This window comes from Marinobacter albus, assembly GCF_030238305.1.
GTDB lineage: Bacteria > Pseudomonadota > Gammaproteobacteria > Pseudomonadales > Oleiphilaceae > Marinobacter > Marinobacter albus.
This window is the reverse complement of the sequence record NZ_JASSQD010000001.1, coordinates 1,617,747-1,640,707: the sequence shown is the minus strand read 5'-3', so window position 1 is coordinate 1,640,707 and position 22,961 is coordinate 1,617,747. Positions and strand designations below refer to the sequence as shown.

The following is a 22,961-nucleotide window of genomic DNA, read 5'->3' as shown; positions in this document are numbered from 1 at the left end:
GTTTCTTTGAGCATATCACCCTTCATTGGGGCGCCCGCATAAATTGCAATCTTTTTACCAAACGAAACAGAGAGGGAGAATGGGGAAACAGAACGCGAAAAGGGGCGTTGCCGCCCCTCTCCCGTGTACCTTGATGTCAGACCAACTGATCAGTCTTCCGGTACAGCCTTGGCATGATCACTACTGGCGTAAATCTTGAAGGGCTCGGAGTCCCCGTCAATCACGCTTTCATCGATCACAACCTTGGTTACGTCGTGCTCTGACGGGATCTGATACATGGTATCCAGCAGCGTGGCTTCCATGATCGAGCGCAGTCCACGAGCACCGGTCTTCCGTTCCATGGCCTTGCGCGCCACAGCCCGCAAAGCATCTTCCCGGAAATCCAGCTCGACGCCTTCCATATCGAACAGCTTCTGATACTGCTTGGTCAGCGCGTTCTTCGGCTCCGTCAGGATCTGCACCAACGCGGCTTCATCCAGCTCGGTCAGAGTCGCGACCACCGGGAGACGGCCCACAAACTCGGGAATCAGGCCGAACTTGACCAGATCCTCGGTTTCCACATCCTTGATGATGTCACCGGCGCTCTTCTTGTCCTCTTCGCTGACCACAGCTGCCGAGAAACCAATGGAACTCCGCTCTGAACGCTCCTGAATCACCTTGTCCAGGCCTGCAAAGGCACCACCACAGATAAACAGGATGTTGCCGGTATCCACCTGCAAAAACTCCTGTTGCGGATGCTTGCGCCCGCCCTGAGGCGGAACCGACGCCACCGTGCCTTCGATCAGCTTCAACAGCGCCTGCTGCACACCCTCGCCCGACACATCCCGGGTGATTGACGGGTTATCTGACTTGCGGGAGATCTTGTCGATCTCATCGATGTAGACGATACCGCGCTGGGCCTTGTCGACATCGTAATCGCACTTCTGAAGCAGCTTCTGGATGATGTTCTCGACATCCTCGCCCACATAGCCGGCTTCGGTCAGCGTCGTGGCATCCGCGATGGTGAACGGCACATTCAACATCCGCGCCAGAGTTTCAGCCAGCAGAGTCTTGCCGCTACCGGTCGGTCCGATCAGAAGAATGTTGCTCTTGCCGAGCTCAACATCCGCCTTGCCCTCACCGTAGCGCAGGCGTTTATAGTGGTTGTAAACCGCCACCGAAAGCACAACCTTGGCACGGTCCTGACCAATAACATACTCATTCAGAGTGTCGCGGATTTCTGCGGGTGTCGGGAGCCGGTCGCTGGCTTCTTCCTGAGCATTTTCCTGAATCTCTTCACGGATAATGTCATTGCACAGGTCAACGCACTCGTCGCAGATGAACACCGAGGGCCCTGCAATGAGCTTACGGACTTCATGCTGGCTCTTTCCGCAAAACGAGCAGTAAAGCAACTTGCCGTTATCGTCGCCTCTGCCGTTTCTTTCATCTGCCATTGAATTACCTCTGATCTTGGTTAGCCGGCGTTACTGGCTAATACGCCGGCCAAGTATGATGCGATTACTTCCAGTATTATTTATTCGGTACGCGCTTATCAAGTATAGAATCAATGAGCCCGTAGTCTTTCGCCTGCATCGGATCCATAAAGTAATCACGATCGGTGTCTTTGGCGATGGTATCCAGCTCCTGACCGGTGTGATGGGCCAGAATCGAGTTCAGGGTATGACGGATCTTGAGAATTTCACGGGTGTGAATCTCGATATCGGTCGCTTGGCCCTGATACCCACCCAACGGCTGGTGGATCATGACCCGGGAGTTCGGCAGGCAAGCGCGCTTGCCTGCGGCGCCACCGGCTAACAGAAACGCGCCCATGCTTGCGGCCTGACCCACGCACAGCGTGGCGACATCCGGCTTGATGAACTGCATGGTATCGTAGATCGACATACCGGCAGTGACTGACCCACCCGGGCTGTTGATGTACAGGTGGATGTCCTTGTCCGGGTTCTCGGATTCCAGGAACAGCAGTTGGGCAACAATCAGGTTCGCCATGTGGTCTTCAACCGGGCCAACCATGAAAATCACCCGCTCCTTGAGCAGACGGGAGTATATGTCGAACGAACGCTCGCCCCGAGCAGTCTGTTCAATAACAATCGGCACCAGGCCGGAATTGGTAACCATTGCGGGACCATCAATTGGTTTCTGCGTCATGTGCGCCTGAACTCCTTATGGACAATGGGTCGTGGACTCGCGCCACGGCGTTCATTACAGGTGTTTTTCACCTCTTACTTTGCCAGCCGCAGGCCCAGATGAAAACAGCCGGACAAGCCGGCTGTTTTCTGAATTCGGCCAGCAGGGCCAGAATCAGTTCCGGCCCCGGCAGGATCAGCGCTGAGGCTGACCAGCCTGAACGGCTTCTTCGTACTTGACCTTTTTCTCTTTGACCTTGGCCTTGTCCAGAACAAAATCGACAACCGCATCTTCAAGCACTGAAGACTCAATCTGCGACTTCTGCTCAGAATTGCTGTTGAAGTGGGCAACAACTTCTTCAGGCTGTTCGTACGTAGATGCAATCTCCTGGATCTTTTCATCTACCTTGGCCGGATCCGCCTTCAGATCATTCTGCTTGACCACTTCCTGGAACAGCAGGCCTGTCTTGACGCGCCGCTCAGCCTGCTCCTGGAAAATTTCCTTCGGCAGCTGCTGGAAATCAACCTGGCCACCGAAACGCTGAACCGCGTCCTGACGGAGGCGATCAATTTCCTGATCGACCAGCGCAGCCGGCACGTCCAGCTCGGTGCTTTCAAGCAGCCCGTCAACCACGTCGTTCTTGACCTTGTTGGAGACCGCCTGCTTCAGCTCGCGCTCCATGTTCTTCTTCACTTCCTCGCGGAAAGTGGCTTCATCTTCCGCCTCAATACCGAACTTCTTGAAGAATTCCGTATCAAGTTCCGGCAGCTGTGGCTCTTCAACCTTGTGGATCTTGACCTCGAATTTCGCCGGCTTACCCGCCAGATCTTCGTTGTGGTAATCGTCCGGGAAGGTCACTTCAATTTCCATGTCCTCGCCGGCCTTACCGCCCTGAATGGCCTTTTCGAAGCCAGGGATCATCTGGCCAGAGCCCAGGGTCAAACGATGACCTTCAGCGGCACCGCCCTCGAACTCCTCGCCATCAATGAAGCCTTTGAAATCAATGGTAAGCACGTCCTTGTTCTTGGACTTGCGCTTGACTTCCTTCATGGTGGCCTGCTGACGACGCAGGTTATCGATCATGTTGTCGATATCCTTGTCGGAGATTTCAGAAGTCAGCTTCTCGACAGAAACCTTGCTCAGATCCCCCAGTTCGATTTCCGGGAGTACCTCGAAAATCGCAACGAACTCTAGATCCTTGCCTTCTTCCATGGTCTTCGGTTCGAACTTGGGCCAGCCCGCAGGATTGATGTCCTGCTCCTGCAGTGCCTTGATGTACTGGTCACGCATGACTTCGCCAACCACTTCCTGGCGGACGCTGTCACCGAAACGACGCTTGACCACCTTCATGGGCACCTTGCCCGGGCGGAAACCGTTCAGACGCACAGTACGTGCTGTTTCCTGCAGGCGTTTCTGAACCGCCTGATCAATTTCCTGGGCGGGCACACCAATCGTCATGCGACGTTCGATGTTGGAGGTCGTTTCAACAGACACTTGCATGGAAGATCCTCAAATAACAGGTTCAGTATGTGAATGAAATAAAAGCAAAAAGTCCATTTCGGGGTGAACTCCCACAAAAGGACCGAAATTTAAAAGCCGACAGTTTATCACGGTTTGGCCTACCGAGAGAATCACTTGCCACAAGCAGTTCCCGGAGCGGGGCAATACCGGACCGACTTACTGTGAAATAGATTTGGGGACAAAAAGAGAAAAAGAAAGGGTGGTGCGAGAGGAGAGACTCGAACTCTCACGGGTTGCCCCACTGGAACCTAAATCCAGCGCGTCTACCAGTTCCGCCACTCTCGCACATCATCTGCAAAACCCGGGAATTGCCGTTGCCAGCAGGGAGTCATGCAGAAGCGGAAAACAAATCAGGAAAAATGGGGTGGACGAAGGGGTTCGAACCCTCGACCGCAGGAGTCACAATCCTGAGCTCTACCAGCTGAGCTACGTCCACCACAATCAGGACATACCTTTCGGTATTTTCGACCTTTCAACTTTGCTGGTTGGCGACCCCGGTTTCGGACCAAGCCGACGACTTAATGGCGCGCCCGGCAGGACTCGAACCTGCGACCACCCGCTTAGAAGGCGGGTGCTCTATCCAGCTGAGCTACGGGCGCTTAACCGTTCGCCCACCTGAATACTCAGAAAAGTGGTCGGGGTAGAGAGATTCGAACTCCCGACATCCTGCTCCCAAAGCAGGCGCGCTACCAGACTGCGCTATACCCCGTCTGAACTGAACAACAAGTGCCTCAGCAAAGTTGGCGCGCATATTACCGGCGCCGGACCACGCCGTCAACACGGAATTCCAAATTCACCGAAAGATCAGGATTCTGTATGACGCTGGGCCACCCTAAAAGTTCCCTCATCGCTCCCCCCCCTACCCGCCAATTGGAGTTCCGCCGGAAGCATGAGACAATGCGCTGCCTTCACTCTCCAACGCCCAACCGACAAGACGAGACATGAGCGCCAAACTGATTAACGGAAAAGAAATTGCCGCCGGTGTAAGACAGCAGGTTGCAGCCGGTGTAGAAGCCCGCCAGCAACAGGGATTACGGGCTCCCGGGCTGGCCGTGGTTCTGGTAGGAGACGACCCGGCCTCCCACGTGTATGTCGGCAACAAACGCAAGGCATGCGATGAAGCCGGCATCCTCTCGCTCTCCTATGACCTGCCGACAGACACCTCCCAGGAAGCCCTGGAAGCCCTCATTGACGAGTTGAACGAGAACCCGACGGTAGACGGCATCCTCGTTCAACTGCCGCTGCCGGAGCATCTCGATGCGGATCCAATCCTCGTCAAGATTCGCCCCGACAAAGACGTGGACGGGTTCCATCCCTACAACATCGGGCGCCTGATGCAGCGTAAGCCGACTCTGAGACCCTGCACCCCGGCCGGCATCATCACCCTGCTTGACAGCATTAACACGCCCTATAAGGGTCAGCATGCCGTTATCGTCGGCGCGTCCAACATAGTCGGCAGGCCCATGAGCATGGAACTGCTGCTCAAAGGTGCAACCATCACTGTTTGCCACCGCTTCACACCGGACCTGGAAAAATTCGTCCGGGAAGCCGATATCCTGGTGGCAGCAGTCGGCAAGCCCGGCCTGATCCAGGGCGAATGGGTGAAGCCCGGAGCCACAGTGATTGATGTGGGCATCAACCGGATGGCGGACGGCAAGCTGCACGGTGATGTGGACTTCAAGACGGCAGCGGAACGCGCCGCCTACATCACGCCGGTACCGGGTGGCGTTGGTCCGATGACCATCGCGACCCTGCTGCAGAACACACTCTACGCGGCAGACGTCCTGCACAAGGACTGACGCCCCGCGCCGGAGATTCAGGCCTCGACCACTCCTCCAGACACAAAAAACCCCGCATGAAGCGGGGTTTTTTGTGTTTCTCGCTTACGCTTATTCGCCGTACTTGGCTTTCGCCTTCAGACGGTAGGCGTGCAGAAGCGGCTCGGTGTAGCCGTTCGGCTGCTCCCGACCCTTGAGGACCAGATCCATCGCCGCCTGGAAGGCAACACTGTCGTCAAAGTTCGGCGCCATGTTGCGATAGGACGCATCACCGGCGTTTTGCTTATCAACCACAGCAGCCATACGCTTCATGGTTTCCTCAATCTGCGCCTCGGTGCAAACACCGTGGTACAGCCAGTTGGTCAACAGCTGGGAGGAGATGCGCAGAGTGGCACGGTCTTCCATCAGCCCTACGTTGTTGATATCAGGAACCTTGGAACAACCAACGCCCTGCTCAACCCAGCGCACAACATAGCCCAGGATGCCCTGCGCGTTGTTGTCCAGCTCCTGCTGAATCTCGTCCACGGACAGCGCACCCGGATCGGCCATCACTGGCACGGTCAGGATGTCGTCCAGACTGGCCCGGGCACGGCTCTCAAGTTCTTTCTGAACATCGGCCACACTGACCTGATGGTAATGAGTGGCGTGCAACGTGGCGGCAGTCGGGGATGGAACCCAGGCGGTGTTGGCGCCGGATTTCGGGTGACCAATCTTGGCTTCCAGCATGCCGGCCATCAGGTCTGGCATAGCCCACATACCCTTACCAATCTGGGCAACACCACGGAACCCGGTTTCCAGACCGATGTCCACGTTCCACTGCTCGTAGGCATTAATCCAGGCCGCCTGCTTCATCTCGCCCTTGCGAATGAACGGCCCCAGCTCCATGGAGGTGTGCATTTCATCACCGGTGCGATCCAGGAAGCCGGTATTGATGAAGACTGCCCGCTCTTTGGCGGCATGGATACAGGCCTTCAGGTTAACGGTGGTCCGACGCTCTTCGTCCATGATACCGACTTTCAGCGTGAACTGGGGCAGACCCAGGGCGTCCTCGACGCGACCGAAGAATTCGTTGGTGAACGCCACTTCTTCCGGGCCATGCATCTTCGGCTTCACGATGTACATGGAACCTTTGGTACTGTTCTGGAACTGACCCTTGCCTTTCAGGTCATGGATGGCAATCAGGGACGTGATCAGACCATCCATCAGACCCTCAGGCACTTCCTGTCCGTCGCTCAGCAGGATGGCCGGATTGGTCATCAGGTGACCAACGTTACGGATGAACATCAGGCTACGGCCTTTCAGACTCAGCTCGCCGCCATCCGGGGCCGTGTAGGTGCGGTCTGCGTTCATTTTACGGGTTAGCTGCTTGCCGCCCTTCTCGAAGGTTTCCTGCAGATCACCTTTCATCAGGCCGAGCCAGTTGCGATAGGCCAGCGCCTTGTCGTCAGCGTCGACGGCTGCCACGGAATCTTCGCAGTCCATGATGGTGGTCAGGGCCGACTCCATGAGCACGTCCTTGACGTGGGCACCGTCGTCTTTGCCGATCGGGTGGCTGGCATCAATCTGGATCTCGAAGTGCATGCCGTTCTTGACCAGCAGCACACCTGTCGGGGCATCAGCGGCTCCGGTGTAACCGACAAACCCGGACTCATCTTTCAGGCCCGTGGTCTCACCGTTCTGCAGCGTGACGACGAGCTTGCCACTCTCAACACTGTACTTGGCGGCGTCTTTGTGACTGCCTGAGGCGAGCGGTGCAGAGCTGTCCAACAGGTTACGAGCCCACTCGATAACCTTGGCACCGCGCACCGGGTTGTAGCCGGGACCTTTATCCGCACCACCTTCTTCAGAAATGGCGTCGGTACCGTAAAGCGCGTCGTACAGGCTACCCCAACGCGCGTTTGCGGCGTTCAGGGCGAAACGGGCGTTCATGATCGGCACTACCAGCTGCGGACCTGCCATGGTGGCAACTTCCGGATCAACATTGGAGGTGGAAATCTTGAAATCCGCCGGCTCGTCAACCAGGTAACCGATGTCCTTCAGAAAGGACTTGTATTCGGCCATGTCCAGCTTCTGACCTTTGTGGTCACGGTTCCAGCTGTCCATCTTTTCCTGGATTGCATCACGCTTGGCCAGCAGTTCGCGATTGCGCGGGGCCAACTCGTTCACGATCTTGTCAAATTCTGCCCAGAATTTGTCAGCGTCGACACCGGTTCCCGGGATTGCCTCGTTGTTTACGAAATCATACAGATTCTTCGCGACCTGAATGCCGCCGACTTGTACGCGTTCTGTCATCGTTGTCTGCCTCAGTGGGTTACGTTTCCCGACTCCCCCTTTGCAACGAGGGGGCATTCTAATTTGAGCGCCGCATTGTACGGGAAAATGCCTATCAGGTCATTCCCGCCCGCGCAACACGGCATTCGTGGACTCTCCGCCCTGCTATCCCCGTCGCCAGCTGGTACCTTCGCGGGAATCATCCAGAATAATACCCTTGCCTGCCAGTTCGTCGCGGATGCGATCCGCTTCGGCAAAGTCTCGTGCCGCGCGGGCATCAGCCCGGGCCTGAATCATTCCCTCGATGTCCTCGGCGCTCAGTTCACCGCCGGTGTCAGCCTGGAAGAATGCCTCCGGATCCTGCTGCAACAAGCCCAGGATCGCACCAAGACGAACCAGCACGGACGCGCTTTCCTTAGCCTCCTGGTCACGACCTTCACGCCGATGGTGGTTGATATCATTGGCCACAGCATGAAGCACGGCGATGGCGCCCGCGGTATTGAAATCGTCGTCCATCACTTCCTGGAATCGTCTATCGTACTCGGTTTCCGCAACGTCTCCATCTTTGGCGGGCACGATGCCTCGAAGCGAATGGTACAGCTTGGTCAGGGTTCGACCGGCCTCAGCCAGGTTTTCCTCGGAATAGTCAACCTGGCTGCGATAGTGGCTCGACACCAGGAAATACCGCACGACTTCGGCAGGGTATGTCTCAAGGATTTCACGGATGGTGAAGAAGTTGCCCAGGGACTTGGACATCTTTTCCTTGTTAACCCTGATCGCACCCGCATGCATCCAGGTTCTGGCGAAATCGTGGCCCGTCGCGCACTCCGACTGAGCGATCTCATTTTCATGATGCGGAAACAGCAGATCCGGGCCACCGCCATGAATATCGAAAGTGTCACCCAGACAGCACGTAGACATGGCGGAACATTCGATGTGCCAGCCCGGACGACCCTCGCCCCAGGGCGACGGCCAGCTGACTTCGCCCTCAGCCGCGGCTTTCCAGAGCGCGAAGTCCGCAGGACTGCGCTTGGCTTCCTGCACGTCGACGCGCGCACCGGCGACCAGGTCTTCCAGCTTTTTCTTGCTGAGCTTGCCGTAGTCGGCAAAGGAGTTGACCGCGAAGTACACATCGCCGTTATCCGCTGCGTAGGCATGGCCGCTGGCAACCAGTTTGTGAATCATCGCCACGATTTCGTCAATGTAGGCGGTCGCACGAGGCTCTTCGGTTGGGGACAGCACCCCCAGCCGAGCCTCATCCTCATGCATGGCGCGAATCATGCGCTCAGTCAGGTCCGTAAAGGCCTCGCCATTCTCGTCCGCCCGACGCAGTATCTTGTCGTCGATATCGGTAATGTTGCGCACATAGTGAACGTCGTAGCCACGATGCCTGAGATAACGGGTAATGACGTCAAAGGCCACGAGAACCCGGGCGTGGCCGAGATGGCAGTAGTCATAAACGGTCATCCCGCAGACGTACATGCGCACCTTGCCCGACTCGATCGGCCGGAACTCTTCCTTCTGCTGCGAGAGCGTGTTGTAAATACGGATCACTTGCCCCCCTTACCCCAGGAATCGCGCAGGGTAACGGTCCGATTGAAAACGGGCCGGCCGGCGCTTGCGGTGAGTTCCGGATCGCAGAAGAAATACCCCTCTCGCTCGAACTGGTACGGCAGGTCGGTGCGGGGCTCGACCAGCCCTTTCTCGGCCCTCGCTCCTGTGAGCACAACCAGCGATTCCGGGTTCAGGTGATCGACAAGGTCACCGTCCTTGTCGCTGTCCGGGGATTCGTGGTTGAAGAGACGGTCGTAGAGGTTGACGTCTGCCTCAACGCTGTCGGTGGCCGAGACCCAGTGGATCACACCATTAGGCTTGTAACCTTCCGGGTTCACGCCAAGGGTCTTGGGATCGTACTCGCATTTGAGCTCGACGATCTCGCCGCTGTCGTCACGAACGATCTCGCGACAGGTCATCACGTAGCCCCCGCGCAGGCGAACGGCCTGGTCCGGTGCCAGCCGCTTCCATTTGCGCGGCGGCTCCTCCACAAAATCCTCACGGTCGATAAACAGCGTCTGACTCCAGGTCACTTCCCGCTCACCCATGTCCGGGTTTTGCGGGTGGACCGGCAGCACCAGGGTTTCCGTCTTATCGGCCGGGTAATTGGTCAACGTCACTTTCAGCGGACGCATGACACACATGGCTCTCGGCGCCCGCGTATTCAGGTCCTCGCGAATGGCGTGCTCCAGCATCCCCACATCAACGGTCCCGCCTGCCTTGTTGACACCAACCATGTCGCAGAAGGTCCGGATGGACTCGGGGGTGTACCCGCGACGGCGCATGCCGGAAATGGTGGGCATCCGGGGATCGTTCCAGCCATCGACATGATGCTCATCCACCAGGCGCTTGAGTTTGCGCTTGCTGGTGATGGTGTAATTCAGGTTCAGCCGGGCAAACTCGATCTGGCGCGGATGGCAGGGACCGGAAATGTTATCCAGAACCCAGTCGTAGAGCGGACGGTGATCCTCAAATTCGAGCGTACACAGGGAATGTGTAATCTCCTCCATCGCATCTGAAATCGGATGCGTAAAATCGTACATCGGATAGATGCACCACTTGTCACCGGTCTGGTGGTGGTCCGCATAGCGGATGCGGTAAAGAATAGGATCCCTGAGATTGATATTGGGGGACGCCATATCGATTTTCGCCCGCAGCACAAGCTCACCGTTCTGGTACTTGCCGTCGCGCATGTCCCGGAACAGCTGAAGGTTCTCCTCGACTGGCCGGTCCCGATAAGGGCTGTTTTTCCCGGGTTCTTTCAGACTGCCACGGTACTCGGCCATTTCGTCGGCAGACAGGGCGCAGACGTAAGCCTTACCCTTTTCAATCAGCTCCTCGGCAAACGCGTACAGCGCGTCAAAGTAGTCGGACGCGAAACGGACATCACCAGCCCACTGGTAGCCAAGCCACTCCACATCCTGCTTGATGGCGTCGATGTATTCCTGGTTTTCTTTTTCCGGATTGGTGTCGTCAAACCGCAGGTTGCATTCGCCACCAAAGGTTTCGGCGATGCCAAAGTTCAGACAGATGGATTTGGCGTGGCCAATGTGCAGATAGCCATTCGGCTCTGGCGGAAAGCGGGTCACCACCTTGCCAGTGTGCTCGCCCTTGGCGATGGCGTCTTCGATCAGGCTCTGAATAAAGTTGTGGGCTTTCTTCGATTCGGCGCTCATACATTCTCTGTTAGAAAAGGAGGTGGATCTGAAACCGCCTATTATACTCACAAAACCCTGCCCAACTCATGCCTGCAATACAAAGTCGATGAAGATGCCGCACCGATAACCCGTCGGGGGCTGCCGCGGTCTTCAGAGTGCCTTGCGGACGGTCGCGAGGGAGACAGCGTGTCGGTGCATGCCTTTCCAGGCGTCACCGCGCTGCTTGAGCCGATGCGGGGCTTCCTCCATCGAGAAGCCGTCCGGACGAAGTTCGGGATCGTCCAGTTCTTCAAGCCTCAGTGGCATAGCCACAGGGCCGCCGGCCTTTGCCCGCACGGAGTAGGGAGAAACCAAGGTCTGGCCATAGGCATTGCGCGCTACGTCGAGGTAAATCCGGTCACCGCGATTGCGTTTACGGTGCTCGGTGGTAAGACGCTCGGGGTATCGGTCGGCCAGCCACTTTGCCATCCGCTGGGCGACTCCCCGTACCTCATCGAAACCATCGTCACGGCGCAACGGCATGACCACATGCAAACCCCGCGAGCCCGTAGTCATGGCGTAGGGAGTGCCTCCGACCGCCTGTATGAGCTCAATGACTTTATTCGCCGCGTCGACCACCCGACTGAAGTCTCTGGTGGAAGGGTCGAGATCGAACACCAGCAGGTCGGGACAATCCGGACGATCACCTCGGGCAAGCCACCGGTGAAAGGCGATCGTTGCCTGGTTGGCCAGGTAAATCAGCGACACAAGGTTGTTACAGAGCGGGTGCTGCACCCGCCCCTTGCCGGCCTCGGCCCGATCTACCGTCAACGTATCAAGCCAGTCCGGGAAATAATCTGAGACGCGCTGCTGGACAAACCCCTCCCCCTTGACCCCATCCGGAAAGCGGTGAAGGACAAGCGGCCGGTTCTCAAGGTATCCCAGCATGGTGTCGGCAACGGCTTCGTAATAGTCGATCAGGTCGCCCTTGGTAATATGGGCATCCGGAAACAGGACCTTGCCCTCGTTGGAGACATCTACGGTATATGGGCCGAACCGTCGCTTTGCCATACTGATTCCTCCCGCAGTGACTGGAGCGGGACGATCGATAGGGGCTTGTCTGCCCGCTTGGCAATCACCCCTTCCCAACTTTTTGGCAGGCCTCGCGGTAGTATGCCAGGCCGTCTTCGTTACGATGGTCGGTAAAACGAAGGGGACCCGCGAACTACAGTCACTTCGTGAGCAGTTGCCGGTCGCCGCGGGAAAGGCGGTCAGGCCAGTCAGTCATCGCCCCCTCCTTCTTCAGCTGCAATCCTGGCCATGGATCGGCCTGTCTTCACGGAATCGGGTTCGGTGGAAACGGGTTTGCGACGGGCATCGGCGGCCTGATCATCCATCTTGATCAGCAACCACTGAGGCTTATTACTGCCTTGCATCCGCTTTAATGCGTAGCCCCCACTGAGCTTTTCGCCCTGGAGCCAAACTTCCACCAGGCCATCCTCCAGCGACGCCTCCATGCTTTTTGAGTCACGACCCTTTTCAGCACGGAGGTTACGATAGGTCCCGGTATCCCAGACCATTACTGTGCCCGCCCCATACTCTCCAGCTGGGATGCAGCCCTCGAACTGTGCATAATCCAGGGGATGATCTTCTGTCTGGATTGCGAGACGTTTGTCAGCAGGATTGGTCGAAGGCCCCTTGGGAACAGCCCAGGACACCAGAACCCCTTTTACTTCCAGCCGGAAATCATAATGAAGGCTCGACGCATCGTGTTTCTGGATAACGAACCTCCGCCCTCCCCGGGACGAACCTGAACTCCCGCGCGGCTCCGAGGTACGCTTGAAATTCCTCTTTTTGCGATAACTCGACAGGCGATCTCCAGTCATTCTGCCTCCTCCACCGCTCGCTCTTTCTGCCCGCAACCCTGGGGCCTGATAATACGATGGCCAGCGTCGAGAAATCCGGAGCCGGGTCATGCACAGTACTCGACTCTCCAGTACAATAAGCCTAGCAATTTTTCTACGATCCATAACGACCTAACAGGAACCACGAATGATTCTGCTGAAAACCAATCACGGTGACATCAAGCTGGAACTGGACTACGACAAAGCCCCGGAAACAGCTAAGAACTTTGAACAATATGTGCGCGATGGCTTTTACGATGGCCTGATTTTCCACCGTGTGATCAGCAACTTCATGGTTCAGGGGGGCGGCTTCGAGCCCGGCATGACACCCCGAAAAACCCGGGAGCCGATCAAGAACGAGGCCGACAACGGCCTAAGCAACATGCAGGGCACGGTGGCCATGGCGCGGACTATGGATCCACACTCCGCCACCGCCCAGTTCTTTATCAACGTTGAAAACAACGGTTTCCTGGACCATACCGCCAAGAACGCAGAAGGCTGGGGTTACTGCGTCTTTGGTAAGGTTGTCGAGGGCATGGACACGGTCAATCAGATTCGCGCGGTACGCACCACCATGCAAGCCGGCCACCAGGACGTCCCCGCCGACGACGTCGTTATCGAAAAAGCCGAAGTTCTGGAGGACGGAGGCACAGCGTGACCATGCTGTTCATCTCCGACCTTCACCTGGAGGAGTCGCGGCCGGATATTACCGAGGCTTTTCTGGATTTCCTGACCAATAAGGCGATGGGTGTGGAAAGACTCTACATCCTGGGCGACTTTTTCGAAGCCTGGATTGGTGACGACGAGCGTACTCCGCTTCAGGAGAAGGTGGCGTCCGCCTTGAAGGAAGTGAACGAAAGCGGCACCGCAATCTTCCTGATGCATGGCAATCGGGACTTTCTGATTGGGGAAGATTTCTGCAACCGAGCCGGTGCCACGCTGCTGGATGACCCCACCGTGGTGGACCTGTACGGCACCCCTACCCTGCTTATGCACGGGGACAGCCTTTGCACGGCCGACGTGGAATACCAGAAATTCCGAGCCAACATGCGCAATCCTCAGTGGCAGCAAATGATTCTGCAGCGGCCCCTGGCCGACCGACAGCAGATGGCCCGTCAGTTACGGGAAATCAGCATGGCCAAGAATCAGGGCAAGGAAGAAACCATCATGGACGTCACTCCGGAAGAAGTGGTGAAAGAAATGGAGGCGCATGGGGTCCAGCGGCTTATCCACGGCCATACCCATCGTCCCGCAGAGCATCAACTGGAGGCCAACGGCCAACCGGCGAAACGGATTGTGCTCGGGGACTGGGACAAGAACGTGTGGTGGCTGGAGGTACGGCCCGGCGAGGAGCCGGTACTGGATAAGTACCCCATCTAATGCAAAAGGCCGGGCAATTGCCCGGCCTTTTTGGTCTTAGTGCTGCAGAATCTGCTTGAGGAATTTCTGGGTTCGCGCTTCCTGCGGATTGGTAAAGAACTCGTGCGGAGGTGCCTCCTCCACAATTTCGCCGCCATCCATGAAGATCACCCGGTCTGCCACGGTCTTCGCAAAGCCCATTTCATGGGTTACGCAAAGCATGGTCATGCCACTTCCCGCCAGCTCAATCATGACGTCCAGCACTTCCTTGATCATTTCCGGATCGAGTGCCGACGTCGGCTCATCAAACAGCATGATTTTCGGTTTCATGCACAGTGCCCGGGCAATGGCAACACGCTGCTGCTGGCCACCGGAAAGCTGACCCGGGAATTTATTGGCCTGGTCCGGGATCTTGACCCGCTCCAGGTATTCCATGGCCGACGCTTCCGCTTCCTTGCGCGGTATCTTACGCACCCAGATCGGGGACAGGCAGCAGTTCTCCAGAACCGTGAGATGCGGGAACAGGTTAAAATGCTGGAACACCATGCCCACTTCCCTGCGCACCGTGTCGATGTGACGCACGTCGTCCGTCAGTTCCACTTCGTCCACGATGATCTTGCCTTGCTGGTGCTCTTCCAACCGGTTGAGACACCGGATGAAGGTCGATTTACCAGAACCGGACGGGCCACAGATGACGATGCGCTCGCCCTGCTTAACGTTCAGATTAAGGTCCTTGAGGACGTGAAAATCACCATACCATTTGTGCATCCCTTCAACCCGGATAATGTCAGGCTTCTGGCCCGCCTCACTCCGAGGGGAAGACTGTGTTTCAGAAGTTTGGGTCTGTTCTGTCATTGGATTACCCATCAGGTTTTGTGACCGGTGTCGAGTTTGCGTTCAAGTTTCTGGCTGTACTGGGATATGCCGAAGCAGAACACCCAGAAGCAGAAGGCCACGAAGACATACCCCTCCACGGCAACGTTCTGCCAGGCCGGGTCTGTTACGGTTGACTGAACCGTACCGAGAATGTCGAAAAGGCCGATGATCAGGACCAGCGTGGTGTCCTTGAACAGGGCAATGAAGGTATTCACGATGCCGGGAATCACCAACTTCAGCGCCTGTGGCAGGACGATGAGCCCCATCTTGCGCCAGTAACCCAGCCCAAGTGCATCTGCAGCCTCGTACTGCCCACGCGGAATGGCCTGCAAGCCCCCGCGGATAACCTCGGCCATGTAGGCCGATTGCCAAAGGGTTATACCAATCAGCGCCCTCGCCAACTTCTCAAAGTTCATTCCTTCGGGCAGGAATAACGGCAGCATGACTGACGCCATGAACAGCACCGTAATCAACGGCACTGCGCGCCACACTTCAATGAAGACGACACACAGTCCTCGAATGATTGGCATCTCTGAACGCCGTCCAAGCGCCAGCAGGGTCCCTATGGGGAGAGACGCAATGATCCCGATGTAGGCGAGGATCAGCGTCAGCATCAACCCGCCCCACTTGGTACTTTCTACCTGCTCAAGGCCAAAGCTCCCGCCCGGAATGAGGAAGAAGCCAATCAATGGCAGACCGGTCATCCCGAAAATGCCAAGCCACTTCCGCCCCGGAAAACGTTCAATGAACTGGGGAACGAAAGACACTGCCAGCAGCAGGAACATGAAGTCCACGCGCCACTGCAGTTCATCCGGGTAAAACCCGTAGATAAAGAAATTAAGACGCTGGTTGATAAACAGCCAGCAGGCACCTGCCCCACTACAGTCACTAGGGTCACTGCCCTGGAAATTGGCATCAAAAAATACCCAGTTCAGCAACGGCCCGACGCTGGTAACAATCAGGTAACCGACCACGACGGTCAGCAGCGCGTTGTACCAGGTGGAAAAAAGATGCTGGCGCATCCAGTTGACCGGACTGAGCACTTTCTTGGGAGGTTTCATCGTAGACTCAGTCATCATCGCTCCTTAATCGCCACGGCCCGGTTGTAGATATTCATGAACAGGGAGATCAGCAGACTAATAGTCAGGTAGACCGCCATTGTCATCGCCACGACCTCAACTGCCTGTCCGGTCTGGTTCAGGGTCGTGCCCATGAAGACGGCAACCAGATCGGGGTAACCGATTGCGGTTGCGAGCGAGGAGTTTTTCACCAGGTTCAGATACTGGCTCGTCAGCGGAGGAATGATGACCCGCATTGCCTGGGGGATAACCACCAACCTCAGGGTCAGACCGTGCGGAAGCCCTAGCGCTTTGGATGCCTCGGTCTGCCCCTTGCTGACCGACAGTATGCCGGAACGAACGATTTCCGCGATAAAGCTCGCGGTGTAAAGGGACAAGGCAATCCACAACGCGGCCAGCTCCGGAATGATAGTGATACCACCGCCGAAGTTGAAGCCTTTGAGCGCCGGAATTTCCCACTCCAGCGGTCTGCCCGCCACGAGATACGAGATGATCGGCACCAGCACGAGAATGGCAACGCCAACCTTGAAGGTTGGGAAGATCTGGCCGGTAGCCAGCTGCCGCTTCTTGGCCCAGATGCGAATCCCGATCACTGCCGCGATGGCCGCAAGAACGCCTCCCCAAACCAATCCGAAACCGTCCTGAGTCAGTGGTTCTGGAAGATACAGTCCGCGGTTATTCAGGAACAGGGTGCCACCCACATCGACGCTTTGTCGGGGAGACGGCAGATTGCTCAGGACCGCGAAATACCAGAAGAAAATCTGGAGCAGTAGTGGAATATTACGGATGACTTCGATGTAGGCCAGCGAGATTTTGGCAACCAGCCAGTTGCTCGAAAGACGCGCGATACCGAGCACGAAACCCAGGATCGTTGCCGCCACAACACCCATTGCAGACACAAGAAGGGTGTTCGTGAGACCTACCCAGAAGGTTCGTCCGTAGGACATGGTGGCATCGTAGGGCACAAGGTGCATGATGATGCCGAAACCGGCCGACTCCTCGAGGAATCCGAAACCGGTGCTGATACCGCGGCTCTCCATATTCGAGAGCGTGTTGTCGACGAGTGTCCAGCCACCCCAGAAGACCAGAGTTATAGCGACAACCTGGAAGAAGAGCGAGCGTACCCGAGGGTCATACCAGGGTTTTGGGCCCGCGGGTCTTGAATCAATGGTTTGTTTTTTCATGCATTTTCCCGGAAAGCTTCCCTGCAGTTAACGTCATCAGAGATAACAGCGGGCGCCCCGGATAGGGGCGCCCGCATACGCTTTCAGGTTTTACCGTACCGGCGGAGCATACATGATGCCGCCTTCGGTCCACAGGGCGTTGAGGCCACGATCAAGCCCGAGCGGCGTGTCCGGGCCAACGTTGCGATCGTACATCTCGCCATAGTTACCGACGTGCTTGATAACCTCGTAACCGAAATCGTGCTGAAGACCAAGCTTGGCTCCCATGTCGCCTTCAGTACCCAGCAAGCGCTGGATATTCGGGTTGTCGGACTTGAGCATATCGTCAACATTGGCACTGGTTACGCCCAGCTCTTCGGCGTTGATCTGAACAGACAGCACCCATTTCACGATGTTGAACCACTGGTCGTCGCCCTGACGGACCACCGGACCCAACGGCTCCTTGGAGATGGTGTTCGGCAGGATCTTCGCGGAACTCGGATCCGCCAGCTTGGAGCGCAGAGCGGCCAACTGTGAACGGTCGGATGTCAGCACATCACAGCGACCTGCGGAGAAGCCCTGAACAGTCTGCTCTGAGGTATCAAACACGATTGGCTTGAATTCCATGCCTTTGGCGCGGAAATAGTCGGACAGGTTCAGTTCGGTGGTCGTACCGGACTGGATACAAATGGTGGCGCCATCCAATTGGGTGGCATCATCAACACCAATCCCTTTGTTGATCAGGAACCCCTGACCGTCATAGTAGTTAACGCCTGCGAAATTCAGACCCAGGGAAGCGTCGCGAGTGAGCGTCCAGGTTGTGTTCCGGGACAGCATGTCGATTTCACCTGACTGGAGGGCGGTGAACCGCTCCTTTGCCGTCAGCGGAGTAAATTCAACCGACTTGGAATCGCCGAAGATGGCAGTGGCGACGGCGCGACAAGTATCCACGTCAATGCCGGTCCAGTTGCCTTCTTCATCAGGCTGGGAGAACCCGGGCAGACCGCTAGTCACACCACACTGGAGGTGCCCCTTATCCTTCACATTTTCCAGCGTCGTTGCGGCCATTGCACCTGTGGCCGTGAAAGCGCCCACTGTCAGTGCCATTCCCAGGGCAATCGATTTCGTCTTTTTCATTATCGGATCTCCGAACTTCGGTTGGTTGCTTCGCAATGGTTGTCAGCAAATTGTGAGCCATGCAAGCTAGGTTATTGATTCATTGTACTTATTTTCAATTTACCAGCCTCAATTCTCGCCTCAGCAAGCAATAAAAGTCAAACCGGCACCGAAATGGCGCATCGAGCCTGATTCCGTGCCCTGTCCTGAAGCAAGATTAACGGACCGTACCCTTACAAAGTAGAACAAAGTTCGAGATTTCAACTAGTTTTTACGAAATTTTTATGTGGACGCTCTCATTTCTGCCGGTTCCTTGTAGGTCTCCAGTCGCTTCAACCAGCCCTCTAGCCAACGTTCCCTTTCAATCGGATTTTCGGCATTCTCAGCCCGGCGGGTCAGTACATCCGCCGCCGCCTTCCGAAAACGGGTCAGTGCCGTCTGGTCAGGCGATTGTTTCTCCATGGCAAGGAGTACCTGCAGCAGCCCCCAGCCCTGTCCATGGTATTGCTCCATCTGCGAAAGGCCCTCGCCTTTGAAATTGACGTAATCCATCAGCGCATAGATTCCTCCGGGGGTCGCCGTCAGGGATTTAAGTCGATTCCTTACGGCCTCCTGCTTTTCCTCCGGTGCAGCAGCGACAACATCGGTCAGCGACTGTTTGGCACGGCGGACAATGAACTCGGCCTGTAGGCCCTGGGTACCGGCGAGGAATTCCCGCAGCTCTGCCATTTCCACGGAGTCTTCGGAGGCCAGGTACGCCTCGCGATCCGGCCAGGGTGCGTCAAAAGGTTCCAACTCCCGCAACCACTCAGGCACGGAAGCCTGCCGCTGCATCATGTACTGGATAAGCGCTGGAAAGCTCTCGACGAAACGTTCCTCCACGCCCCTGGGATACCAGATGAAATGCCCGATCCCCAATGACGGAAACTTTTCCCCCACATTCCAGTGCACGAGACAGTCGAGCTGACCCGCACATTCGTTGCGGAAAATCTGAGCTCCAACCCAATCCATCTGGGCCGCTTCAAGCGTTATGGAGACATCGGGTTCGTCGGATTCCGCCTCGGCGTCGGCCTGCATTTCCGGGGGTTGATAACCGACCTTCTCTTCCCGTGCATCGCACCCCGTCAGCACCAGAACCGCAATCGCGCAAAACCACACACTCTTTGCCAAAGCCACGAAAATACCTCTTCCTCTGTACCGTTCGGAAGCGACCAACAATCTCTCCCGGTTGAATTCAAGACGCTTAAGTATGGAACAGTCGTGATTACCGGGGGACAGAATTTGGCTTACGAAATTGAAATAAACCGCATTGACTTATCAGGAGGTGCCAGACACTCTTCACGGTGTCATAACAAAAACAACGGATTCATCATGGTACAGGCCACTTCTTCCCGCTCTTCCTCTCCTCGTATTGTCGTGTTCGGGGCAGGCAGCGTGGGCTGTTATGTGGGCGGCCGACTGATATCCGGGGGCGCAAACGTGGTTATGATCGGCCGCGCCCGGATCGGTCAAACCCTGAAAAAACATCCACTGGTAGTCACGGATTACCAGAGCTTCGAATTTCAGACGCAACTCACGCCCGAGCAGTTCACGGAGGATCCCGCGCAAGTTGCTGAAGCCGACCTGGTTCTTGTGACGGTAAAGTCTGCTGCCACAACCGAGGCGGCGCTGACGCTCGCCAGGCACCTCAAGCCTGGGACGCCTGTAATCAGTCTGCAGAATGGCATTTCGAATGCGGAAGAACTTCGTCAACACCTGCCCAATGCTCGGGTGTGTGCCGGCATGATTCCGTTCAATGTCGTCCAGAAAAGCCCCGGACACTTTCATCACGGTACCGAAGGTCATCTGATGGCGGAGCGAGACGACAGCCTCGACGCTTTTCTGCCGCTATTTGAACTATGCGGCCTGCCACTGGAACTCCGTGACGACATGAAATCGGTGATGTGGTCCAAGCTCCTGCTCAATCTGAACAACCCGATCAACGCCTTGTCCAATGTGCCTTTGCTGGAAGAGTTGTCCGATCGCTCCTATCGACGCTGCCTGGCAGCGGCCCAGCGCGAAACCCTGAGCCTTATGGGACACGCGGGCATTGACACGATCAAGCTAACAGCGATTCCAATGCGCCTGGTGCCCGTCGTGATGAGCCTGCCCGACTGGCTGTTCAAGCGACTGGCAAGCCGCATGCTGGCCATTGACCCGATCGCCCGGTCGTCTATGTGGGAGGACCTGGAAGCCGGCCGGCCAACTGAGGTGGATTGGATCAACGGTGAAGTCGTCAGGCTGGCCGAGACCCTGAACAAGTCGGCGCCGGTAAACCGGCGCCTGACGGAGCTCGTGCATGAATGCGAGAAAACCCGCAGACGCTGGCCGGGGGACGAGCTACTGGCAGAACTTCGGGCCGCACTGCGCAAAGCGAATTCCTGAACGCTCCCGACGCCTCAGTTGATCAGGTGCTCTGACAGTTTTGCCCGGATGTCATCCGGAATCGACAGGGCTTTCTCAGTGTCATAATTGAAGTGGATCAGCACCGCGACGCCGCGCGCGATCTGCTTGCCGTTCTGCCAGGCTTCCTGAACCACGTGAAATGACGAGTTGCCGATCTTGCCAATGCCGGTCCGGAGCTGTACCGGCATGTGCCAATAGCTTTGGGCCAGCAAGTCGACCTCAAGGCGCGCAATGATCAGCGGCCAGCCTTCGACGTCGAGGCTTGGGTGAAAGATCTTGAACACCGGCGTTCTTGCCTGCTCAAACCAGATTGGCAACGCGGTGTTACTGATGTGACCCAGGGCATCCGTGTCGCTGAATCGGGGTTCAATTTCCAGTTCAAACATCGCATTTTCCTGTCGTGAAAACCGGGCATTATACACCGCCCGGCAAGACCTCCGAAACGCAAGGACCTGCGATGTAAGTAGAGGCTGATCAGTCCGGATACCGTGCACCCCGATGCGTAACACTTCACACGCTGCGCAAAAATTACGATTCCTTTTCAATATCTTACAAGATTCATGTCGATTGTATTCCGGGCCTGCTATAGGGTTCGCCTGCGCCCCGTAATCGGATGTGCGTCAATAAAAAGTAATTCAAGGAAACACTATGAAAAACGTTCTGATCTGTTCAGCGCTGACCGCTGCCCTGGCATCCGGATATGCTCACGCAGACAACCACAGCAGCAATGGGAGCGCCATCAGCGGCCAAAGTCTGGTTGAGAATGGCTATGTAGAAGCACGGCTCGGCTTCGCGGATGTGGGGCTTGATGATAGTGCAATCGTTGTTGCAGGCACCTTCGGAACCAGCTTGGCCCACGTTTACCCAGGGCTGGGCGCTGAAGCCGATCTGACTCTTACGGCAGTCGACGCTGAATCAAACTATTTCGGCGGCAAAGTCGAAGCGAGCTATGCGTCACTGGCCGGTTATGCAACCTATACCTATAGCCTGGACAAGCAGATCAAGGACCTCGAAGTGCTGGGACGCCTTGGGCTGGCGTACACGGATGCCGAAGCATCAGCCAGCAATGGCAGCGCAACCGCATCTGCAGATGACTCCAGCATTGACATCGCCATCGGTATCGGCGCTCGGTACAACCTCCGCGACAATCTGGCACTGGTTGGACGACTGGATACCTACGAGGATATCGACGTATTCAGTGTCGGTGCGACCTTCCGGTTCTGACAGGTAGAAATAAAAAAACCGGAGCCCTGCTCCGGTTTTTTCTCAATAACACCGCCGCCGGTATTTCACTGCTCGACGAAGGCCCGCTCAATGACGTAGTGGCCCATTTCTCCACCACGGGCTTCCTTGAATCCCATCTTGTTGAGAATGGCACAGGTATCCTTGAGCATGCTCGGACTGCCACAGATCATGAAGCGGTCGTTCTCCGGATCGAAGTCCGGAAGACCAAGGTCCCGGGTAATCTTTCCGGTTTCCATGGCATCAGTCAGACGACCCTGATTACGGAAGTCTTCGCGGGTGACCGTCGGGTAGTACTCAAGCTTACCTTTGACCATCTCGCCGAAAAATTCGTTCTCCGGCAGCTCTTCGATCTCGCTCTGATAGGCCAGCTCGGACACGTAACGGACGCCGTGGGTCAGGATGACCTTATCAAACGCTTCGTAAACCTCCGGATCCTTGATAATACTCATAAACGGCGCAAGGCCGGTACCGGTGCTGATCAGCCAAAGATTCTTGCCTGGCAACAGGTTATCCAGAACCAGCGTGCCCGTGGGTTTGCGGCTGACCAGAATCTCGTCCCCCACCTGAATCTTCTGCAGGCGCGATGTCAGCGGGCCGTCTTGAACCTTGATGGAAAAGAACTCCAGTTCTTCCTCGTAGTTGGCACTGGCGATGCTGTAGGCACGCATCAGGGGCTTGCCGTCGGTTTCCAGGCCAATCATCACAAAATGGCCGTTCTTGAAACGGAATCCCGGATCACGGCTGGTCTTGAAGCTGAACAGGGTGTCGTTCCAGTGGTGTACGCTGGTCACTGTTTCTTTGATCAGGTTGCTCATGTAAACCTCGTCCTGTTCGGGTCGCTTTTCACTGCGAAAGTTTCAACTTTAAATTGCCTAAAGTGTAACCCACC

General features: G+C 56.5%; 20 protein-coding genes and 4 tRNA genes. 5 read left to right on the top strand and 19 right to left on the bottom strand.

Annotation, left to right across the window (positions count from 1 at the left end; translation table 11 throughout):
• Nucleotides 1-149: 149 nt before the first annotated feature.
• From clpX to QQF73_RS07670, 7 genes are all read right to left on the bottom strand, one after another.
• Complete coding sequence (clpX, locus tag QQF73_RS07700; protein WP_219866072.1) at nt 150-1,433, bottom strand: ATP-dependent Clp protease ATP-binding subunit ClpX; 1,284 nt, start codon at nt 1,431-1,433, stop codon at nt 150-152.
• A gap of 76 nt (nt 1,434-1,509) precedes the next feature.
• A complete protein-coding gene (gene clpP, locus QQF73_RS07695) occupies nt 1,510-2,145 on the bottom strand; it encodes an ATP-dependent Clp endopeptidase proteolytic subunit ClpP (RefSeq protein WP_219866073.1) in 636 nt (211 codons plus the stop codon).
• 174 nt (nt 2,146-2,319) lie between these two features.
• Nucleotides 2,320-3,624, bottom strand: coding sequence for a trigger factor (tig, locus tag QQF73_RS07690; RefSeq protein ID WP_285367802.1), 1,305 nt, complete (start codon nt 3,622-3,624; stop codon nt 2,320-2,322).
• A 221-nt stretch (nt 3,625-3,845) separates the two neighbouring features.
• Nucleotides 3,846-3,930: transfer RNA gene (locus QQF73_RS07685), tRNA-Leu, on the bottom strand.
• Nucleotides 3,931-4,005: 75 nt separating this feature from the next.
• Nucleotides 4,006-4,081, bottom strand: a tRNA-His gene (locus QQF73_RS07680).
• Nucleotides 4,082-4,167: 86 nt separating this feature from the next.
• Nucleotides 4,168-4,244 (bottom strand) — tRNA-Arg (locus QQF73_RS07675).
• 33 nt (nt 4,245-4,277) lie between these two features.
• Nucleotides 4,278-4,354 (bottom strand) — tRNA-Pro (locus QQF73_RS07670).
• A gap of 232 nt (nt 4,355-4,586) precedes the next feature.
• On the opposite strand from QQF73_RS07670, the gene folD reads away from it, so the two are divergent.
• Nucleotides 4,587-5,444, top strand: coding sequence for a bifunctional methylenetetrahydrofolate dehydrogenase/methenyltetrahydrofolate cyclohydrolase FolD (gene folD, locus QQF73_RS07665; RefSeq protein ID WP_219866075.1), 858 nt, complete (start codon nt 4,587-4,589; stop codon nt 5,442-5,444).
• Nucleotides 5,445-5,534: 90 nt separating this feature from the next.
• Here folD and QQF73_RS07660 read toward each other — a convergent pair whose 3' ends face one another.
• From QQF73_RS07660 to QQF73_RS07640, 5 genes are all read right to left on the bottom strand, one after another.
• Complete coding sequence (locus tag QQF73_RS07660; protein WP_219866076.1) at nt 5,535-7,715, bottom strand: malate synthase G; 2,181 nt, start codon at nt 7,713-7,715, stop codon at nt 5,535-5,537.
• Nucleotides 7,716-7,859: 144 nt separating this feature from the next.
• Nucleotides 7,860-9,248, bottom strand: coding sequence for a cysteine--tRNA ligase (gene cysS, locus QQF73_RS07655; RefSeq protein ID WP_219866077.1), 1,389 nt, complete (start codon nt 9,246-9,248; stop codon nt 7,860-7,862).
• Nucleotides 9,245-10,924: a glutamine--tRNA ligase/YqeY domain fusion protein gene (locus QQF73_RS07650; RefSeq protein WP_219866078.1), complete on the bottom strand. Its 1,680-nt coding sequence runs from the start codon at nt 10,922-10,924 to the stop codon at nt 9,245-9,247. The genes cysS and QQF73_RS07650 overlap by 4 nt, the downstream gene beginning before the upstream one ends.
• 132 nt (nt 10,925-11,056) lie before the next feature.
• Nucleotides 11,057-11,956 carry a non-homologous end-joining DNA ligase gene (ligD, locus tag QQF73_RS07645; RefSeq protein WP_219866079.1) on the bottom strand — a complete coding sequence of 300 codons (900 nt, stop codon included), beginning with the start codon at nt 11,954-11,956 and terminating at the stop codon, nt 11,057-11,059.
• Nucleotides 11,957-12,165: 209 nt separating this feature from the next.
• Nucleotides 12,166-12,771 carry a DNA polymerase ligase N-terminal domain-containing protein gene (locus tag QQF73_RS07640; RefSeq protein WP_285367801.1) on the bottom strand — a complete coding sequence of 202 codons (606 nt, stop codon included), beginning with the start codon at nt 12,769-12,771 and terminating at the stop codon, nt 12,166-12,168.
• Nucleotides 12,772-12,937: 166 nt separating this feature from the next.
• Between QQF73_RS07640 and QQF73_RS07635 the strand changes: the two genes are divergently transcribed.
• Together QQF73_RS07635 and lpxH are read left to right on the top strand one after the other, a co-directional pair.
• On the top strand, nt 12,938-13,447 hold the full coding sequence (locus QQF73_RS07635; RefSeq protein ID WP_219866081.1) for a peptidylprolyl isomerase: 510 nt from the start codon (nt 12,938-12,940) through the stop codon (nt 13,445-13,447).
• On the top strand, nt 13,444-14,169 hold the full coding sequence (gene lpxH / locus QQF73_RS07630; RefSeq protein WP_285367800.1) for a UDP-2,3-diacylglucosamine diphosphatase: 726 nt from the start codon (nt 13,444-13,446) through the stop codon (nt 14,167-14,169). The genes QQF73_RS07635 and lpxH overlap by 4 nt, the downstream gene beginning before the upstream one ends.
• A 36-nt stretch (nt 14,170-14,205) precedes the next feature.
• On the opposite strand, the gene QQF73_RS07625 is transcribed toward lpxH, so the two are convergent.
• The 5 genes from QQF73_RS07625 to QQF73_RS07605 form a co-directional block, all read right to left on the bottom strand.
• The gene (locus QQF73_RS07625) at nt 14,206-14,916 is read right to left on the bottom strand and encodes an amino acid ABC transporter ATP-binding protein (protein WP_228743304.1); all 711 of its coding nucleotides are present in this window, start codon (nt 14,914-14,916) and stop codon (nt 14,206-14,208) included.
• 98 nt (nt 14,917-15,014) lie between these two features.
• Nucleotides 15,015-16,100 carry an amino acid ABC transporter permease gene (locus tag QQF73_RS07620; protein ID WP_219866083.1) on the bottom strand — a complete coding sequence of 362 codons (1,086 nt, stop codon included), beginning with the start codon at nt 16,098-16,100 and terminating at the stop codon, nt 15,015-15,017.
• On the bottom strand, nt 16,100-17,287 hold the full coding sequence (locus QQF73_RS07615) for an amino acid ABC transporter permease (protein WP_285367799.1): 1,188 nt from the start codon (nt 17,285-17,287) through the stop codon (nt 16,100-16,102). The genes QQF73_RS07620 and QQF73_RS07615 overlap by 1 nt, the downstream gene beginning before the upstream one ends.
• Before the next feature lie 90 nt (nt 17,288-17,377).
• Nucleotides 17,378-18,403, bottom strand: coding sequence for an amino acid ABC transporter substrate-binding protein (locus tag QQF73_RS07610; protein WP_219866085.1), 1,026 nt, complete (start codon nt 18,401-18,403; stop codon nt 17,378-17,380).
• 261 nt (nt 18,404-18,664) lie between these two features.
• Nucleotides 18,665-19,558: a hypothetical protein gene (locus QQF73_RS07605; protein WP_416383193.1), complete on the bottom strand. Its 894-nt coding sequence runs from the start codon at nt 19,556-19,558 to the stop codon at nt 18,665-18,667.
• Nucleotides 19,559-19,753: 195 nt separating this feature from the next.
• On the opposite strand from QQF73_RS07605, the gene QQF73_RS07600 reads away from it, so the two are divergent.
• Complete coding sequence (locus QQF73_RS07600; RefSeq protein WP_219866086.1) at nt 19,754-20,806, top strand: 2-dehydropantoate 2-reductase; 1,053 nt, start codon at nt 19,754-19,756, stop codon at nt 20,804-20,806.
• Between the two features lie 14 nt (nt 20,807-20,820).
• On the opposite strand, the gene QQF73_RS07595 is transcribed toward QQF73_RS07600, so the two are convergent.
• Complete coding sequence (locus QQF73_RS07595) at nt 20,821-21,213, bottom strand: acyl-CoA thioesterase (protein WP_285367798.1); 393 nt, start codon at nt 21,211-21,213, stop codon at nt 20,821-20,823.
• Between the two features lie 262 nt (nt 21,214-21,475).
• Here QQF73_RS07595 and QQF73_RS07590 point away from each other — a divergent pair, with 262 nt between their 5' ends.
• Nucleotides 21,476-22,051 carry an outer membrane protein gene (locus QQF73_RS07590; RefSeq protein ID WP_219866088.1) on the top strand — a complete coding sequence of 192 codons (576 nt, stop codon included), beginning with the start codon at nt 21,476-21,478 and terminating at the stop codon, nt 22,049-22,051.
• A gap of 65 nt (nt 22,052-22,116) precedes the next feature.
• Here the strand turns inward: QQF73_RS07590 and QQF73_RS07585 are convergent, their stop codons facing one another.
• On the bottom strand, nt 22,117-22,887 hold the full coding sequence (locus QQF73_RS07585; protein WP_219866089.1) for a ferredoxin--NADP reductase: 771 nt from the start codon (nt 22,885-22,887) through the stop codon (nt 22,117-22,119).
• Between the last annotated feature and the right edge of the window lie 74 nt (nt 22,888-22,961).

Bases quoted from the DNA above. Each gene is read 5' to 3' on its own strand.
- QQF73_RS07660 (WP_219866076.1), bottom strand. From the start codon at position 7,715: ATGACAGAACGCGTACAAGTCGGCGGCATTCAGGTCGCGAAGAATCTG.
- QQF73_RS07620 (WP_219866083.1), bottom strand. From the start codon at position 16,100: ATGACTGAGTCTACGATGAAACCTCCCAAGAAAGTGCTCAGTCCGGTC.
- QQF73_RS07635 (WP_219866081.1), top strand. From the start codon at position 12,938: ATGATTCTGCTGAAAACCAATCACGGTGACATCAAGCTGGAACTGGAC.
- clpP (WP_219866073.1), bottom strand. From the start codon at position 2,145: ATGACGCAGAAACCAATTGATGGTCCCGCAATGGTTACCAATTCCGGC.
- QQF73_RS07650 (WP_219866078.1), bottom strand. From the start codon at position 10,924: ATGAGCGCCGAATCGAAGAAAGCCCACAACTTTATTCAGAGCCTGATC.
- folD (WP_219866075.1), top strand. From the start codon at position 4,587: ATGAGCGCCAAACTGATTAACGGAAAAGAAATTGCCGCCGGTGTAAGA.
- tig (WP_285367802.1), bottom strand. From the start codon at position 3,624: ATGCAAGTGTCTGTTGAAACGACCTCCAACATCGAACGTCGCATGACG.
- QQF73_RS07610 (WP_219866085.1), bottom strand. From the start codon at position 18,403: ATGAAAAAGACGAAATCGATTGCCCTGGGAATGGCACTGACAGTGGGC.
- ligD (WP_219866079.1), bottom strand. From the start codon at position 11,956: ATGGCAAAGCGACGGTTCGGCCCATATACCGTAGATGTCTCCAACGAG.
- QQF73_RS07600 (WP_219866086.1), top strand. From the start codon at position 19,754: ATGGTACAGGCCACTTCTTCCCGCTCTTCCTCTCCTCGTATTGTCGTG.
- QQF73_RS07615 (WP_285367799.1), bottom strand. From the start codon at position 17,287: ATGAAAAAACAAACCATTGATTCAAGACCCGCGGGCCCAAAACCCTGG.
- QQF73_RS07625 (WP_228743304.1), bottom strand. From the start codon at position 14,916: ATGCACAAATGGTATGGTGATTTTCACGTCCTCAAGGACCTTAATCTG.
- QQF73_RS07595 (WP_285367798.1), bottom strand. From the start codon at position 21,213: ATGTTTGAACTGGAAATTGAACCCCGATTCAGCGACACGGATGCCCTG.
- QQF73_RS07640 (WP_285367801.1), bottom strand. From the start codon at position 12,771: ATGACTGGAGATCGCCTGTCGAGTTATCGCAAAAAGAGGAATTTCAAG.
- clpX (WP_219866072.1), bottom strand. From the start codon at position 1,433: ATGGCAGATGAAAGAAACGGCAGAGGCGACGATAACGGCAAGTTGCTT.
- QQF73_RS07585 (WP_219866089.1), bottom strand. From the start codon at position 22,887: ATGAGCAACCTGATCAAAGAAACAGTGACCAGCGTACACCACTGGAAC.
- QQF73_RS07590 (WP_219866088.1), top strand. From the start codon at position 21,476: ATGAAAAACGTTCTGATCTGTTCAGCGCTGACCGCTGCCCTGGCATCC.